General features: G+C 32.0%; 15 protein-coding genes and 1 tRNA gene. 4 read left to right on the top strand and 12 right to left on the bottom strand.

What is annotated here, in order from left to right:
* Nucleotides 1-62: 62 nt before the first annotated feature.
* The 3 genes from Q4Q47_RS18460 to Q4Q47_RS18450 all read right to left on the bottom strand — a co-directional run bounded on the left by Q4Q47_RS18460 (nt 63) and on the right by Q4Q47_RS18450 (nt 2,520).
* Nucleotides 63-1,286: a site-specific integrase gene (locus Q4Q47_RS18460; protein ID WP_303308117.1), complete on the bottom strand. Its 1,224-nt coding sequence runs from the start codon at nt 1,284-1,286 to the stop codon at nt 63-65.
* A gap of 262 nt (nt 1,287-1,548) precedes the next feature.
* A tRNA-Ser gene (locus Q4Q47_RS18455) sits at nt 1,549-1,633 on the bottom strand.
* Between the two features lie 131 nt (nt 1,634-1,764).
* Nucleotides 1,765-2,520, bottom strand: a complete 756-nt coding sequence (locus Q4Q47_RS18450; protein WP_303308116.1) for a cupin domain-containing protein — start codon at nt 2,518-2,520, stop codon at nt 1,765-1,767.
* A 219-nt stretch (nt 2,521-2,739) separates the two neighbouring features.
* On the opposite strand from Q4Q47_RS18450, the gene Q4Q47_RS18445 reads away from it, so the two are divergent.
* Entirely contained in the window at nt 2,740-3,369 is a 630-nt protein-coding gene (locus tag Q4Q47_RS18445; protein ID WP_303308115.1) for an NAD(P)H-dependent oxidoreductase, read from the top strand.
* A 20-nt stretch (nt 3,370-3,389) separates the two neighbouring features.
* A complete protein-coding gene (locus tag Q4Q47_RS18440) occupies nt 3,390-4,583 on the top strand; it encodes a DegT/DnrJ/EryC1/StrS family aminotransferase (protein WP_303308114.1) in 1,194 nt (397 codons plus the stop codon).
* Nucleotides 4,584-5,077: 494 nt separating this feature from the next.
* On the opposite strand, the gene ribB is transcribed toward Q4Q47_RS18440, so the two are convergent.
* The 6 genes from ribB to tpx form a co-directional block, all read right to left on the bottom strand.
* A complete protein-coding gene (gene ribB, locus Q4Q47_RS18435; protein ID WP_331497755.1) occupies nt 5,078-6,238 on the bottom strand; it encodes a 3,4-dihydroxy-2-butanone-4-phosphate synthase in 1,161 nt (386 codons plus the stop codon).
* 16 nt (nt 6,239-6,254) lie between these two features.
* Nucleotides 6,255-8,237 (bottom strand): LptF/LptG family permease, encoded by a 1,983-nt coding sequence (locus Q4Q47_RS18430; protein WP_331497754.1) that lies wholly within the window; start codon nt 8,235-8,237, stop codon nt 6,255-6,257.
* Between the two features lie 153 nt (nt 8,238-8,390).
* Complete coding sequence (locus Q4Q47_RS18425; protein WP_303308113.1) at nt 8,391-9,026, bottom strand: LolA family protein; 636 nt, start codon at nt 9,024-9,026, stop codon at nt 8,391-8,393.
* Nucleotides 9,027-9,039: 13 nt separating this feature from the next.
* A complete protein-coding gene (locus tag Q4Q47_RS18420; protein ID WP_303308112.1) occupies nt 9,040-11,415 on the bottom strand; it encodes an FtsK/SpoIIIE family DNA translocase in 2,376 nt (791 codons plus the stop codon).
* Nucleotides 11,416-11,478: 63 nt separating this feature from the next.
* A complete protein-coding gene (locus Q4Q47_RS18415; RefSeq protein WP_303308111.1) occupies nt 11,479-11,847 on the bottom strand; it encodes a diacylglycerol kinase in 369 nt (122 codons plus the stop codon).
* Between the two features lie 26 nt (nt 11,848-11,873).
* On the bottom strand, nt 11,874-12,371 hold the full coding sequence (gene tpx, locus Q4Q47_RS18410; protein ID WP_303308110.1) for a thiol peroxidase: 498 nt from the start codon (nt 12,369-12,371) through the stop codon (nt 11,874-11,876).
* 397 nt (nt 12,372-12,768) lie between these two features.
* Between tpx and katG the strand changes: the two genes are divergently transcribed.
* Together katG and Q4Q47_RS18400 are read left to right on the top strand one after the other, a co-directional pair.
* Nucleotides 12,769-14,961, top strand: coding sequence for a catalase/peroxidase HPI (katG, locus tag Q4Q47_RS18405; protein ID WP_303308109.1), 2,193 nt, complete (start codon nt 12,769-12,771; stop codon nt 14,959-14,961).
* Between the two features lie 78 nt (nt 14,962-15,039).
* The gene (locus Q4Q47_RS18400; RefSeq protein ID WP_303308108.1) at nt 15,040-15,510 is read left to right on the top strand and encodes an ankyrin repeat domain-containing protein; all 471 of its coding nucleotides are present in this window, start codon (nt 15,040-15,042) and stop codon (nt 15,508-15,510) included.
* 65 nt (nt 15,511-15,575) lie between these two features.
* On the opposite strand, the gene Q4Q47_RS18395 is transcribed toward Q4Q47_RS18400, so the two are convergent.
* The 3 genes from Q4Q47_RS18395 to Q4Q47_RS18385 form a co-directional block, all read right to left on the bottom strand.
* Nucleotides 15,576-16,397 (bottom strand): DUF5684 domain-containing protein, encoded by an 822-nt coding sequence (locus Q4Q47_RS18395; protein WP_303308107.1) that lies wholly within the window; start codon nt 16,395-16,397, stop codon nt 15,576-15,578.
* Between the two features lie 314 nt (nt 16,398-16,711).
* Entirely contained in the window at nt 16,712-16,969 is a 258-nt protein-coding gene (locus Q4Q47_RS18390) for a DUF6952 family protein (RefSeq protein WP_303308106.1), read from the bottom strand.
* An 83-nt stretch (nt 16,970-17,052) separates the two neighbouring features.
* Nucleotides 17,053-17,361, bottom strand: coding sequence for a thioredoxin family protein (locus Q4Q47_RS18385; RefSeq protein WP_303308105.1), 309 nt, complete (start codon nt 17,359-17,361; stop codon nt 17,053-17,055).
* Nucleotides 17,362-17,442: the final 81 nt, after the last annotated feature.

Here is a 17,442-nt window from a genome sequence, read left to right as displayed (position 1 = left end):
GGAGGGGTTTTGTTAATTTTTAAAATCTATTGGAAATAATAATACAGAATCAATTTTAACCACTATTTATATTTAGCTTTTAATATTTTCATGTCATTATTTACATTTGAATCTAAAACCTTAGCATAATGTTGAGTTTGTTTAATATTTGAATGTCCCATCATAGCAGAAACATTTTCTAATCTAACACCATTCCCTAGAGTCACCGTTGTTGCAAAAGTGTGTCTGGCAACATACCAGGTCAGGTTTTTATAAATTCCACATATATCTGCTATTTCTTTGAGATATGCATTCATTTTTTGATTAGAAATTTTAGGAATTAAAGTTTGTTGCTTATATCTATATTTTTCAATAATTCTTTGAACTGGAGGCAAAACAGGGACATTAGCTCTAATGCCAGTTTTAATTCTATCAGTTATTATCCATAAATCTCCATCATTACCACAGATTAAATTCTCTGATGTTAAGCTTTCAGCATCAATAGGTGCATAACCGGTGTAGCAACTGAAAAGGAATATATCTTTTACCTTTTCCAACCGTTCAACTTTAAAAACTCTTTCTTCAATTTTATTCAATTCATCTTGTGTTAAAAATGTAGCATCCTTTTTCTGTAATTTGCCGTCATATTTTGAAAATGGGTTTTTAACAATTAGGTCTAGCTTAATTCCGAAATTACATACGGTTTTAAAAGTTTTAAAATACTTCACTACCGAATTATTTTGTATCCCAACCCTGCCTTTATATTCGCTTTCATACTTCAAAAAAGATTCGAGATTATGTATAAAAGCACCAGTTATTTTTTCCACAGCTATATTCTCAATCTTATATTTTTTACGTAAGAATATTTTAATTAAGTCTTGGGCTCGATAGTATTTTTGTAAAGAAGCAGGAGAGCGTTCTCCATAGCTCACTTTTCTTTCAAAATCTTTATTATGGATATCAAATATGTCTAGTAGACCAATTTTGGTTTTAGCTTTTATTTGTTTTTTTCCAAGAATGTCAATTTTAATTTCATTAAGGTTAATAGTAGCATGATTTTTTAGTAATAAATTGAATTTAGTCTCAAATAGCATTGCTAATGAATCCAATGACGCTTTAATAACTTTTTCTTTTTGAATTTTTAGCGAGCCTCTAAGGTGACTTGTGAAGTTCCATCTTTCTTTGGTAATATATTTACCAGTACTCATGGTAATACTTTTACCTTGATAAGAAATCTTGGCATAAATGGGACATTCACCATTCTTATTTGACTTTTCCGATTTGATAAAATAAATAATTTTAAGCATAGCTTAGTTTTTAAATTAGTACTAATTGATTTAAAAACATTTTGATAGCCTAGTGTTTTAGGCGAATTCGCTACGAATTCTTAAAAAAGTAGTTACCCTAAGGGTTGGAATCGAACCTAAAAAACTAGAGGGTAACCTATAGGGTAACTGTTCTATGCGCTTTTAGGTGCTTTTTGAAAATAACTAAAAAAAGAAAAACCCTTTAAACACTGAGCTTAAAGGGTTTTTGAAATTTTATGTTTCTTTTGAAACATCGTTTCAGCGGAGAAAGAGGGATTCGAACCCCCGGAGGTGTGACCCTCAACAGTTTTCAAGACTGCCGCATTCGACCACTCTGCCATTTCTCCTTGAGTGCCTCATCAGACTATTTGCCTGAATGCGGGTGCAAATATAGAACCCTTTTTTAATTCTTTCAAATAAAAGACTAACTTTTTGATATAAATTTTTTGATAAAGGGTATATCGTTTTAATTTCATTATTAATATTCGGCTTCGAATATGTTTTTTCGATTTTGGTAAAACCCATCTTCATTTACTTTATACCATTTAGAATTAGTGGTACGTTTATATGAAGGCGTAAATACATCTACTAATTGTGTATATTCATTAGGCATTAGTGAGTGTATATTTCCCTCGTGTGCAGTAAGAATACTTACATCTCTAGCTTTACAAACTTCATTTTCTATTTCTTTAAGCAGACACCTCTTTTTTAAATACTCTCTACCATTTTTTAAAACTTTTCTAGAACCCTTTAATTGTTCTTCAATGGTGTAATTCTTTAACAGTGCATTTCCGGAAACAACATTAATAACTCCAGTCATATCCGGATGATCATGATGTGAAATATATTCGCCCTTTTCAAATTGAAATAATGAAACTTGAAAGTCTACTTCATTATGTAAACTTGTAGATTCAAACCAATTAGGTATTCGGTTTTCGTAATTATCAAATTCTTTTTTTACATTCTTAAATTCAGGAAAATCACATTGTAAAAGTAATTTTTTTACTTTTTGGGTATACTCTTTTTGGTCCCATGGTAATTCGTGCTGCGTTTTAGCTAATTTAGAAAGCTTTTCTAAAAAGGCATCCCAATTTAGTTTTGTATTAGCATCCCACTTTCCCAGGTGACCATTTGCCATTTGCGCATAAGATGTTACAGAGTTTAATTGTAAAGCAATAGATGCAAAACCTAAAGCACTTAGTTTAATAAAGTCTCTTCTTTTATAATCGTCCATAGTTTTTTATATTAAAATGCTAAATAAAATTAATTGTATTTGATCTGATTATAAAAGTATAGAACTTGAAAAAATAATAAAGTTAGATATTAATAATTTAACATTCTTTTAAAACAATTTTATTCGTTGTAGGCAGTTATGCATATTCAAAATTTTTTTTACAAGCATAGTAGAAAAGATATTTCAAATCTTATTTTTGTAGAATAATAGGAAATAACAATGAATATTATAAAACGGTTAGAGTGGCGTTATGCTACAAAGAAGTTTGATAACAGCAAGACGCTTTCTAAAAGTAAAATTGAAATATTAAAACAAGCATTTAATTTGACAGCAACCTCTTTTGGTCTTCAAACCATAAAGCTGGTTGTTGTCACTGATGATATACTTAAAGCTTCGCTTGTGGAACATTCTTATGGACAAAAACAAGTTTTAGAGGCTTCTCATTTATGTGTTATCTGTATTCAGGAGAACATTATTGATAACGATGTTAATAATTATTTTCATAATATAAAAACCATAAGAGACACTCCGGAAACTATTCTGGAACCCTATAGAAATAACCTCATTAAAACCATGCAAGAAATGTCTATAGATGAGCGTCTGCAATGGTCTAAAAACCAATCCTATATTGCATTAGGTAACTTAATGACAGTTTGTGCTATAGAGGGGATAGACTCTTGCCCAATGGAGGGGTTTGTACCTGAAAAGTATGATGAGCTTCTTAAGCTAAGGGAAAGAGGGTTAAAATCTGTACTGTTATTACCAGTTGGTTACAGGGCTGATGATGACATGTTTGCTGATTTTGAAAAAGTTAGAAAACCTTTAAGTGAAACAATTATAGAACTATAAATAAGAAATAGAATAAAAATATGCCAGGATTTGAATTATTTGGAGAATTAGAACGTAAAGAAGTCAATGATGTCTTAGATAATGGCGTTTTAATGCGATATGGTTTTGATGGTATGCGAAAAGGGCATTGGAAATCGAAGGAACTAGAAACGTCTTTACAACAGTCTTTTAAAACGAAGCATGTACAACTTGTTTCGAGTGGAACGGCTGCAGTTTCTGTCGCATTGGCTTCTGCAGGAGTTGGAGCAGGAGACGAAGTTATTATGCCAGTATTTACTTTTGTGGCTAGCTTTGAAGCTATTATGATGCTTGGTGCTATTCCCGTTTTAGTTGATATAGATGACACGCTTGCTGTAGACCCTAAAGCTGTAGAGGCTGCAATTACTCCAAAAACGAAAGCAGTTATGGTTGTGCAAATGTGCGGGAGTATGGGTAATATGAACGCTATACAGGCTGTTTGTGATACCCATAATTTATTATTAGTAGAAGATGCTTGTCAAGCGATAGGAGGGACGTATAATGGAAAACCACTAGGGAGTTTAGGGAATCTTGGTTGTTTTTCTTTTGATTTTGTAAAAACGATTACATGTGGTGAAGGCGGCGCTGTTATTACGAATAATAAAGCATATTATACGAATGCAGATCATTATAGTGATCATGGTCATGACCATATTGGTCATGATAGAGGAGCAGAAACACACCCATTTTTAGGCTATAATTTTAGAATTTCAGAACTACATGCTGCGGTAGGATTAGCACAGATAAAGCGATTGCCAGAATTTTTAGCGATTCAAAAGAAAAATTACACCATACTTCGAGAAGCTTTATCTCAAATTCCAGAAGTAATCTTTAGAACAGTTCCAGAAGGAGGAGAAGAGAGCTACGCGTTTTTAAATTTCTTTTTACCGGATTTGGACATCACTCGAAAAGTATCAGAAGCCTTTAAACAACATGGTGTAGATGCCTGTTTTCATTATTACGATAATAATTGGCATTATATTAGAAAATGGGATCATTTAACAAATTTGAAGTCATTGTTCCCTATTTCGGAAGAAGTTAAAAAAGGACTCAGTTATTTAAAAACAAAAGAGTTTACCCAATCAGATAATTATATTGCCAGAAATATTTCTTGCTTAATAAAACTTTCTTGGACGGAAGAAGAAGTTAGAATTAGAGCAGCAAAAATGGTAGAGATTATAAAATCAGTTATTTAGGAAGATAAGCTTTCAATACACAAACTGCTCAAACTAGTACCTAGAAATAATAATAACAATAACACTTCTTTAAACTTAAAATAACGTGAATCTTGTTTAAGCGTTCATGATGTCACTTCGAGTGAAATTCTGGAAGAATTTTGTATCGAGAAGCTTTTTTAGTCGAAAATTTATTTGTTCTCGATACGATTTTTTGTCTCTAATCTCAACCGGATATTGAGGGTGCTAAAACGCTTAACTTAATGACATTAGAGCTGAGCTAGCTATGTTAAGCTAAAATTATGACTAAAATTTAAAATAGTACCCGAAAATATAAATCAGACTTGCTCCTTCCTTTTTAAAAGGGTGGATAATTTTGATTAAATCGAAATTTAGGAGGGTTAAATCGAAATAAATATTTGACATTCAAACAGGGATAATTTCTTATCTGCTATTCGTGTTATTAAGAATTTACTCTGAAACTAGAGAAGTAATAACCAAAAAATAGTTAAAAACTAATACTTCACATAATCTACAATCTCCAAGCCGTATCCTATTAAACCAACACGTTTAGTATGCTCCTCAGCGTTAGAAATTAATCTTAATTTATGAATATTTAAATCATGAAGTATTTGTGCGCCTATGCCAAAATCTTTAGAATCCATTTCAATTCGAGGTGCTTTAATTAACTTACCAACAACCTGGTTTTCTTTTAAAATATTCAACCTTTTTAAAATATTTCTACTTTGGATTTGCTGATTAATAAATAATATGGCCCCTTTACCTTCTTCGTTAATAACTTTAAACATGTCGTGTAATTTCTTGTCAACATCATTAGTAAGGGTGCCTAAAATATCGTTATTAACTAATTTAGAGTTTATTCTTGTGTGTACTGGCTCATTATCTTTCCATTGACCTTTGGTTAATGCTATATGTATTTGATTGTTAGTTGTTTGTTTATAAGCTCTTAACCTAAAACTTCCAAATCGAGTTTCAATTTGAAAATCTTCTTTTTTCTCAATTAAAGAGTCATGTTGCATTCTATAAGCTACTAAATCTTCTATGGAGACAATTTTAAGGTCTAGTTTTTTAGCAACTTCCATGAGTTCTGGTAAACGTGCCATAGTACCATCTTCATTCATAATCTCTACAATCACACCAGCAGGTTTTAAACCTGCTAATCTTGCAAAATCAATAGCAGCTTCTGTATGGCCAGTTCTTCTTAAAACGCCTCCTTCTTTAGCTACTAAAGGAAAAATATGTCCAGGTCGTGCTAATTCAAATGGCTTCGTATTTGGATCGATTAAAGCTTTAACAGTTTTTGCTCTATCACTTGCAGAAATACCAGTAGTAACACCACCACCTCTTAAATCTACCGATACTGTAAAGGCTGTTTCCATAGGATCGGTATTATTGCGCACCATCATATTAAGATCGAGTTCTTTACATCTGTTTTCTGTTAGTGGTGTACATATAAGACCCCTACCATGCGTTGCCATAAAGTTTATCATCTGTGGTGTTACCTTATCGGCAGCAGCAACAAAATCACCTTCATTTTCACGGTTTTCATCATCAACAACTATAATTACTTTGCCATTTCTAATATCATCAATGGCTTCGTGTATCGTATTTAATTTAAATTTGGTAGTAGCTTTTTGTGTCATGGTATCAATCATAATGCAAAGATATTGCTTATTTTAAAGATTTTAAACAATTTTGCTTTAAGTCTTCCTTAATTTTTACATTTAAAAATGCATATGAAATTATGTATGTAGGAAGCCCGATTAATAAAAGGAAAAAATTAGGTCTTTTATCTCTCTTTTGGATATGGGTATAAAATCTGAAAGTATTAGCTAATAGCCTGATATAGTAAACTGCGAATAAAACGAATGCACCAACACTAATTTTAATCAATACAGATGCTAATGAGGGTAACTTATTGTTATTACATATAAAATATAGAATAAGCAATATGGCTCCAATACTATATAAAATTATAGCAAATTTAGATTGATTTTTGTGTTTTTTAACGATGTGTTCTGAAACGTCATAATCATCCTTGATATTTATTCCTTGTTCTCTAATTTGTTTTATAGAAAGCCCTCGATTATTTAATAATTTTATAGCTTCATAGCGGATATTTTCGTCATGTCCGAGCGTCTCGTAGTTGTTAATTATATTATAGAGTTCTTCATTGTTATAAGGAGATAAAAACTTATAATCGACAGCATCTTTTTCTTTAATATTAAAAACTTTCTTTAATGGTTCAATAATATTGCCTAATTCAAATATGCCCCTATCAGCTGTAGCTCTTTTAGTCAAAAAGATCCCAAGGGGGAGCATCATTAAAGTTGAAAACCAGCTTGCTAAAATAGGATTAAGATTTCCGCTTTTTGCACTATTAGTGGCAAAAATACCAATAAAATGATAGGTTAAAAATAATAGTATGGCGATGACCATAGGGAGGCCAATCCCTCCTTTACGTATTAAAGCACCTAATGGTGCACCAACAAAAAATAAGATGATACAAGCAAAGCCCAATGCAAACTTTTCATGTAATGAAATAATATGTCTGTTGATTAAAATGACAGAATTCTTTTTTGTCTTTTCTTTAGAAATGATGATTTGTTTTGCACTGGTTATTGATTTATCGGCAATATCAATCAACTTAGACTTTTTAGAAGGGCTGAAAAGGTCTAAAAGGTTCCCGGTATAAATAGAGTCATTAATAGACTCTTTAACATTTTTGGTTTTGATTTTTTTAGAGACACCAGACCGTTGAAATAAATTTTTTGAAAATGATTGATATTCTACTTGTCTTTTTTCTGTAAGAGAATCAATGGATTTATTTAAACCAACAATATCAAGCATATTGTACTTGTCTGTTTGCGATTTTTCATCAAAATCAACTTTGTTAAGTTTAGATAAATCTATATTAATAATATATTTTTCAAACGTACTTTTTGCGAACGGCCTATTGTTTTTAGCTTTAGCTTTAGATTTTGCTTTCGTAGGGGTAATGTCTGTATAGTAATTACCATCTAACAATATAAGTTTTAAAACATTTGAATCTTTTTCGCTCGCAAGTTCACCTGTTTTAGATTTTATCGTTGTAGCATTTTTTCTTCCGTCTGCTCCTTTAATATGTATGGTAATATCATTTAAATATTGATCTCTATCACCATGTTTATCGGCGAATTTTATATTATAAGTACCAACTTCATTAAACTGCCCTTCTGCTAGTAACATAGCAGGTTTTAGCTTTGCGATGTTTCTACGCAAGTTATAAGAATTAAGTTCAGCCCATGGAATAACATTATTAGAAAATAAAAAGGTAACGAACCCTAGTATAACAATAAAGATGCTAAGGCCGGACATAGCGCGCTGTAAAGAAATACCTGTTGATTTCATAGCAGCAAACTCATAGTTTTCTGCAAAAGATCCAAATACCATAATGGATGCTAGTAATATGGTAAGTGGTAATACCAAAGGAATTAGCTTTGGCATAAAGTAAATTAAAAATTTGGCTATGATTACAATGTCTAAATCTTTGCCGGCAAGCTCTTTAATATACAACCAAATGGTCTGTAAAATAAATATCAGTATGAGTATTATAAACACACTGATAAAAGTTTTAAGATATGTAGTTAGTATGTAGCGGTCTAATATTTTCACACGTTTAAATTCAATTGGTATTACGAATCATTAGTTTAACAGGCTGGTTATAAAATTAAAAACCTGTGTAAGCACTTCGTTCTCATATTAAAAATCTTTAAAAAAATAAAATGTTCTTTAAAATTTGTTAATACTCTTTTTACAAGTATTTACCTAATCTAATTTGTTGATGTAATAATCTTGATATTTATTGGCATCAAAGGTAAATAAGGTTTCTGATAAAGGCTCATTTGTTTTAAAAGAATTAACAGTGAATGTTGTTTTTGTACTGTTTTTTCCAAGTTGAATTAAATTGTATATATGTTTGGTCTGTGAATCAATACCTAGTAGGATATACTTTATTTCAGAGTTTGAATCTATAGGTGTTAATTTGATGTATTGTATTTTTCTGCCCTTTATGCTTTGTTCAATATCTAGCGTATACATATAGCCATCTTCATAAAAAGACAACATTTTACTTGGTGTAATGGCATCTTCTTCATTATCATTATCTGAAGAAATAGTCACTTCTTCATCTTCAGGACTTATGGTGTAAAGTGTTTTACCATCAAAAAGGCGTATCACTCCAAGGATGTTTAGTTTATATTTATCACCTTTCATGATAACATCACCTCGGGTTTCTTGTTTTATATTTTCTGAAGCGTTTTCAAGCGTATACTTAAAGTCTATCGAAATATTTTCATAGCCCTTTACTTTTTGAGAAACTTCATCTAATAATGTTTTGGCTTTGTTTTGTGCAAAACCACTAATTGTAAAAGCAATTAATAAGAATGTTATAATATTTTTCATTTTCAAATTTAAATTATATCTCGTTTTCTAAATGTTGATCTAAAGCTATAAGGTCAGTAATTAAGACTTGTCTTGCTTTGCTGCCTTCAAAAGGACCTACGATTCCTGCTGCTTCTAATTGATCTATTAATCTTCCCGCTCTATTATAGCCTAATTTTAATTTTCGTTGCAATAATGAAGCAGAACCCTGTTGTGCTGTTACAATAACAATAGCAGCATCTTTAAACAGTTTGTCTCTATCTGATATGTCTATATCAATACCTGTGCCACTTTCTTCGCCAACATATTCTGGTAAAAGGTAAGCGTCCGGATATGCTTTTTGAGAGCCTATATAATCCGTTATTTTTTCAACTTCTGGTGTATCCACAAAAGCACATTGTACACGAATAACATCATTACCTTGTGTAAATAGCATATCACCACGACCAATTAATTGATCGGCACCTGAACCATCCAGAATAGTTCTTGAATCAATTTTGGATGTCACTCTAAATGCTATACGGGCAGGGAAGTTTGCTTTTATTATACCCGTAATAACGTTAACGGATGGGCGTTGTGTTGCTATGATTAAATGTATTCCAATGGCTCTGGCTAATTGCGCTAAACGTGCTATGGGTGTTTCGACCTCTTTTCCAGCTGTCATAATTAAATCTGCAAACTCGTCTACCACTAAAACAATGTATGGTAAGAACTGGTGCCCATCATTAGGGTTTAATTTACGCCCCTTAAATTTTGTGTTGTATTCTGCAATGTTTCTACACATGGCATTTTTTAGCAGCTCGTAACGATTATCCATTTCAATACATAAAGAATTTAATGTATTGATAACCTTCGTGTTGTCTGTGATGATAGCTTCCTCACTATCTGGTAATTTAGCTAAATAATGGCGTTCAATTTTATTGAAAAGCGTTAGTTCTACTTTTTTAGGATCTACTAAAATAAATTTAACTTCTGCCGGATGTTTTTTATATAGTAACGATGTTAAAACCGCATTTAAACCTACCGATTTACCTTGCCCGGTAGCACCTGCCATTAGCAAGTGAGGCATTTTGGCAAGATCGACTACAAAGGTTTCATTACTAATCGTTTTTCCTAAAGCTATAGGGAGTTGCATTTCTGAAGTTTGAAACTTTTTAGATGCAATGACCGAACGCATGGAGACGATGGTGGCGTTTTTATTTGGAACTTCTATACCAATAGTGCCTTTTCCGGGAATAGGAGCAATAATACGAATGCCAAGGGCAGATAATGATAAAGCAATATCGTCCTCTAAATTTTTAATTTTTGAAATACGTACACCGGCTTCGGGAACTATTTCATATAAAGTAACTGTTGGACCAATAGTCGCTTTAATACTAGCTATACCAATCTTGTAGTTATTTAAAGTTTCAACAATTTTATTCTTATTCTCTTCTAATTCTTCCTGATTTATGGTAATGCCCTCAGAATCATATTTTTTTAGAAGGTCTAGAGGTGGGAATTGATATTTTGCCAACTCTAGCGTAGGGTCAAATTGTCCAAAATCTTCAACTAATTTATTTGCTAAGTTATTTGTTTCAGAAAGTTCTTCAGCAACTTTTTCAACTTTCATTTCAAGATCTAATTCTTCTTCGGTTTCTTCTGGAGCAATTTTAACTTCAAGCGGGGCAGGCTTAGTTTCCTTTTTTACTGGAGGTTCATTCTTTTGTAAAGGAATTTCATAAGCAGATTTAATAGCTTCGGCCTCTTCTGACAAATTATTATCTAAAGGAATAACTAAATCATCTTTTAGATCAGAAATCTCATTTTTAATGTCCTTTTTTGCTGACTTAAAAATATTAGTAAAACTTTCAAAAGTGACTCTAAAACGAATAGCTAAATAAGTGATTAGTCCTAATAAAAGGAGTAGAGATGTTCCTATTTTGCCAATATAATCTTGTAGGAATGCGTTAATTTCAAAACCAATAGTTCCGCCAAGGATATCGGTTTTACTCCCGAAAAATCCAAAAAGAACGGATAACCATACAGCTATTAAAATCCCCCAAAACCAATGCTTTCTTAATTTGGTTTTATTCAGGTTCATTAAAACATAGATCCCTGATAAAAAGATTAATCCAGAATATATAAATGAAGCAATGCCAAAACCACGTTGAATAAAAAACTCACCAATCCAAGCACCAAATTGACTTACCCAATTTTGAGTTTCTGAAGTTCTGGAAGGAAATGTGTTTATGACACTTTGATCTGCTTCTCCGGTAAAGAAATAAGAAACTAAGGCTATGCACAACCAAACACCACATATAACAAGTAAACTACCAAAAACCAACTTTTGTTGACTCGATAGCTTAAAACTTGGCTTTTTAATTTTTTGTTTAGGTGGTTTTTTGGTCTTAGTTTTTCTTTTCGCCATTAATGCGTTGTTAGTTTAAACAAAAATACAAATTACTAACGTTTATTCTAAAGTAATAGTATTTTAAAAAATCTTTGGGATATAAATAATAAAACCGACGATAATGGCAAAAATGGAAGCTATAAATACAGCGCCAGCGGCTATATCTTTTATTAAACCAATCTTATTATGATGTTCCGGATGAATAAAATCGGCTATGGCTTCTATGGCTGTATTGACGCCTTCAATACTCATTACAACACCTATACATAATAGTTGAATAAGCCATTCGGTTACCGAAATTTCATAATAAAACCCAGCAAAAGTAAGTATCACAGCAATTGCAAACTGAATTTTAATACTAGCTTCTGTTTTTAAAAGTAGTAAAGCTCCTTTAAAAGCATAACCAATACTTTTAAATCGATTTACTACAAAGGAGTCTTTTTTTGTCATGTATAGAACCGTGGTTTTAATAGTTTTTATAAAGCTTCAAGAGCTGCTTTATAATTTGGTTCGTCAACGGTTTCTGAAACTTGTTCGGTGTATTTTACGGTACCGTTTTCATCTACTATGATAACGCTTCTAGAATGTAGAGCTTCTAATGGCCCTGTAATGAAATTCAACCCGTAAGTTTTTCCAAAACTACCATCTTTATAATCGGATAAACTAATGACGTTATCTAAACCTTCAGCACCACAAAAACGAGCATGTGCAAAAGGTAAATCGTGAGAGATACATAAAACTTTAGTATTTTCTAATTGACTGGCTTCTTTATTAAATTGTCTAACAGATTGCGCACAAGTGCCTGTGTCTATACTGGGAAAAATATTTAAAACTAATTTTTGCCCTTTAAAATCGTTTAAAGTTTTAGTTGATAAATCGGTTGCTGTTAATGTGAAATCTGGAGCTAAACTTCCTACTTGTGGTAAGTTTCCAGATGTTTCTATTGAATTTCCTTTTAAGGTTACTGTTGCCATTGTCTATGTGTTTTTATTAAACTTTAAAAGTAAGCATATAAAATTGTTTAGAAATACTAATTTTTGAAATTATTAAAAAACAATCAAAACTATTATATAAAACTATTAAAAAATAATTTTCAATAAATTTTAATTATGGATTTATAGCTTATAAATATAAATAAAACACTAATTTTTCTTACTTAAAAATTAAGTTTGTGTAAATGAATTAAATGAAGTGATTTGGACTTTTTTGATTGAAGCGAAAAATAGTGATTTCATTCACAAATGAAGGCTTTTTTGAGTTGCATAGCATTGCTATGGGACAATAAAAAGACAAAATGTAGGGATGAAAGGACATTTTGCAGCCAATTATAAAAAGCTTAAATCATTTCAATAACTAATAAATCAAATATAAATGGATACAAATGGTGGTGACATAAACAAATGCCCATTTATGGGCGGGGCTAAAAAAGAAACTGCTGGTAGTGGTACAAGAAATCGGGACTGGTGGCCAAATGAACTAAAATTAAACATCCTCCGTCAAAATGGAGTAAAATCTAACCCTATGGGAAAAGATTTTAATTATGCTGAAGCATTTAAAAGTGTTGATTTTCCAACTTTAAAGCAAGAAGTTATTGATTTAATGACAGACTCACAAGATTGGTGGCCTGCAGATTATGGGCACTACGGACCATTTATGATTCGTATGGCATGGCATAGTGCCGGGACTTATCGTGTTGGGGATGGACGTGGTGGAGCTGCAACCGGAAACCAACGTTTTGCTCCAATAAATAGTTGGCCTGATAATGGAAATTTAGATAAAGCGCGTTTATTGCTATGGCCTGTAAAAAAGAAATATGGAAAGAAGATTTCTTGGGCAGATTTATTGATTCTTGCCGGTAACTGTGCTTTAGAATCTATGGGCTTTAAAACATTTGGTTTTGCTGGTGGTCGTGAAGATATTTGGGAGCCGGAACAAGATATTTATTGGGGATCAGAAACAGAGTGGTTAGGAAATAAAGAACGGTTTGAAGATGGAGAAGATCTAGAAGGACATTTAGGAGCAGCACATATGGGGTTGATTTATGTAAACCCTGAAGGGCCTAATGGCGCATCTGACCCATTAGGCACTGCTAAGCTTATTAAAGAAACTTTTGGACGTATGGCCATGAATGATGAAGAAACAGTAGCTCTAACTGCTGGAGGTCATACCTTTGGAAAAGCACATGGTGCTGCAGATCCTGATAAATATGTAGGCGCAGAACCTGCAGGTGCTTCCATAGAAGAAATGAGCACAGGATGGAAAAATACATATGGTACAGGCGTTTTAGATGATGCGGTTACTAGTGGTCTTGAAGGTGCCTGGACACCAAATCCAACACAATGGGATCATGATTACTTTGATGTGTTATTAAATTACGATTGGGAGTTAACTAAAAGTCCGGCAGGAGCTAGCCAATGGACTCCGACAAAAGAATCACAAGCTAGAATGGCACCTACAGCAGGGGATGCATCAAAGCGACAGGCTTTAATGATGACCGATGCGGATATAGCCTTAAAAGTAGATCCAACTTATCTGGAAATTTCTAAGCGTTTCCATAAAGATCATAAAGCTTTTGAAGATGCCTTTGCACGTGCCTGGTATAAATTAACACACCGTGATATGGGACCAGTATCTCGTTATTTGGGACCTGAGGTGCCTAATGAGGAATTGTTATGGCAAGATCCTATACCGGCGGTTGATTACACATTGAATGATGATGCTGTTTCATCTTTAAAAAAGATGATTCTTGCTTCTGGTTTATCCATATCGCAATTAGTATCTACAGCTTGGGCTTCAGCATCTACGTTTAGAGGTTCGGATATGCGTGGTGGAGCTAATGGTGGTCGTATTCGTTTAGCACCTCAAAAAGATTGGGAAGTAAATAATCCAGTAGAACTGGCAAAAGTACTTGCTGTATATAAGGGTATACAGAAAGAATTTGACGGCACTGTTTCGATAGCAGACTTAATTGTTTTAGGAGGATCTGCAGGGGTAGAGCAAGCATCTAAAAACGCAGGACATGATGTAACAGTATCTTTTATAGGAGGTAGAGGAGATGCTTCTCAAGAACAAACAGACGTAGAGTCTTTTGGTCATTTAGAACCACAAGCAGATGGTTTCAGAAATTACATAAAATCAGATTTGAAAGTAGCTGCAGAAAATTTATTGGTGGATCGTGCTAACTTATTAACACTTTCTATTCCAGAAATGACAGTGTTAGTAGGTGGTTTACGTGTGTTAGGAGCTAATTATGACGGTTCTAACCATGGTGTGTTTACGGATCGTGTAGGTCATCTGACCAATGATTTCTTTGCGAATATTCTGGATTTTACTTATACATGGAAAGCAACCACAAATGATGATACGTTATTTGAAGGAAGCGATCGTCGAACTGGGTCTGTGAAGTTTACGGGAACCCGTGCTGATTTAATTTTTGGTTCAAATACAGAGTTAAGAGCAGTTGCAGAGGTTTATGGAGCAGATGATGCTCAGGAAAAGTTTGTAAATGATTTTATTAAAGCCTGGACAAAGGTTATGAATTTAGATCGTTTTGATTTAAAATAATTTTGAGTATTAAATAATTAAATTGGGGTAAGTGTTTTTATGATGCTTGTCTCAATTTTGTTTTAAAATTTAGTTAGTATGAACGATGTAGAAGTTTTTTTTAATACGATTCAGTCTGGTAATAAAGAGCAGGTTGAAGATCAACTCAGGTCAAATCCAAATTTAGTAAGCGCTAAAGACACTAGAGGTTTTACACCCTTAATTTTTGCTTCTTATTTTGATAAAGAAGCTATAGTTAAAGTGCTGATAGAACATAATGCGTCTGTTGATACTAAAGATGCCTCAGGAAATACAGCTTTAATTGGCGTAGCTTTTAAAGGAAATACAACTTTAGCTTCCTTATTGATTAAAAATGGGGCAGATATTAATGCTAAAAACAGTGGTGGAGTAACGCCTTTAATTTTTGCATCCATGTACAATCAAACCAAAATGATTGAATTATTAATGAAACATGGCGTTGATAAAATTATTAAAGATAACGAAGGTAAAACAGCTTTAGATTATGCAGATGAAAAGGGATTTAAAATTATTGCAAGACTTTTAAAATAGTATTGTGTTAATTTATTAAGTCTATTTTCAAAAGACTCGTTTTAATGATATTTATTTTTTGTTATCTACTGTACTGCATTTATTTTATTCAAACTAATTAGTCCATAAAAATACCAAGGCATTAAAGTCATTCCAATCACAAAACTATTTTGCTTGTCAATTTTTTTTGATATATCTAAGTTTATTAGGTATTTCGGGATAAATCGAACAAATGGAATGTAAATAGGGATGATCCACCATGTTGGATTGTTTGTTAATTCCAATAACATTAAATTGTTTTTTATAGGAATTAATGCTTGATAACCTGACCTGTTGAATTTATTGAACAGATAAAAAAGACTTTCATAAAAAATAATGATAGTTGATAGCAGTATTTTGGATCGAATAACACTTAAAATAAAGGCATAGCCATCAAGGGTAATTATAGAATTCTTGATATTTTGAAAAGGTAATACAAACAAATCAAATATTGGAAGAAAACTTGATGTTGAGAACGTGTTTTCCATGGCATCAAATAAAGACATGATACCAGTATTTTTTTGCTCTACAGGATTATTGATTAATTCATTTATAGGGTAAAAAATAAAATCATTAATATATGCTACTAAATATGAAATAACAATAAAAAAGAATGTGATAAAGAGAATGCCATTAAATGCGTTTTTATTTGTTTTTATATATTTTTTATGGGCTAGAAGTAGGGTTATAATAAAAACCAACATGTAAGATATTGGATTAAAAATAAATTGACCAATCCCAACATCTTCATATTTTTGAATATTAAATATGAGATAATAACTTTTCTCAATGAAATTAGTAAATAAGACAAAAAATAGACTGTATTTAATACTAATCTTAATAACCTCTTTCAATTCAATGTTTCTCATATTGTGACTATTTTAAAAGGTTCCTTTAACGTCTTGTGGAAACACGGTGTAAGTGTTTAGCCGACATCAACTCTTGGGTTTATTTGACATATAACGAATCTAATAAATTAAAATTGGATTGTAAATTTACTGGGAATATTTGATTAGTTTATTTCAGATAATGTAAAGATAAAATGCCGTTTTATAATGAAACAAGTTCATCACAAGTACACTTTATTAGTTGTTAATGAAGGAAATAGAACCTTTTAAAAGTCTGTCAATAAAAAAAACACCTCGCTAGAAGTGTTTTTTTATTGGTAATTTTTCTTTTTCAGTTATTTATCAATCGAGCCCATGACACGTTTCATAAAACTATTTAAAGCTTCTTTTTGTGGTATGCCTTCTTTTATCATTTTATTCACTTCAATAGCACCATACATATTAGAAATAAGCTCGCCAATAACATCTAATTCTTCGTCTTTAAGAGAAGAAACTTCAGTTAAAGCTTCTAATGTTTCAACAGTTTCTACAATGTAATCTTCATCATTGTCTTCAATAAATTGTGTAAGATGTTTAATTACTGGTAACTTCATATAAAAAATTGATTTTTCATTTCCGCAAAGGCGGAAATCTCTAATTCAGGTACAATCAATCAAATTTTGCCTATCATAAGGCTTTAAATTACTTCTTCAACAAGTTCTTTTAAAACGTCAAATTTGTTAGTCTGTGTTTGATTTACAAATTTTCCATCTTTAAAAGTAGCAAACGTTGGTAAGTTATCAACGGTAGCTAATTGTCTGGATTCTGGAAACTTTTCCGCATCTGCGATAATAAAAGTTACATTTTCTAATTCGGAAGCTAATTTTTTAACTTTTGGTTTCATAATACGACAATTGCCGCACCAAGTTGCAGAATATTGCACGACAACAGTTTTGTTATTGGCAACCAATTCACTTAAGTTATCCTGATTTAATTCTTGTACCATAATACTTTTTTGAATTTTAAATGAAGAGGTTTAAATTTTTTACCTCAATCAAAAATTTTAAACCACTTCAATATATCAAGT

Source organism: Flavivirga spongiicola, assembly GCF_030540825.1.
GTDB classification, from domain to species: Bacteria; Bacteroidota; Bacteroidia; order Flavobacteriales; family Flavobacteriaceae; genus Flavivirga; species Flavivirga spongiicola.
This window is presented reverse-complemented; position numbering and strand designations above follow the sequence as displayed.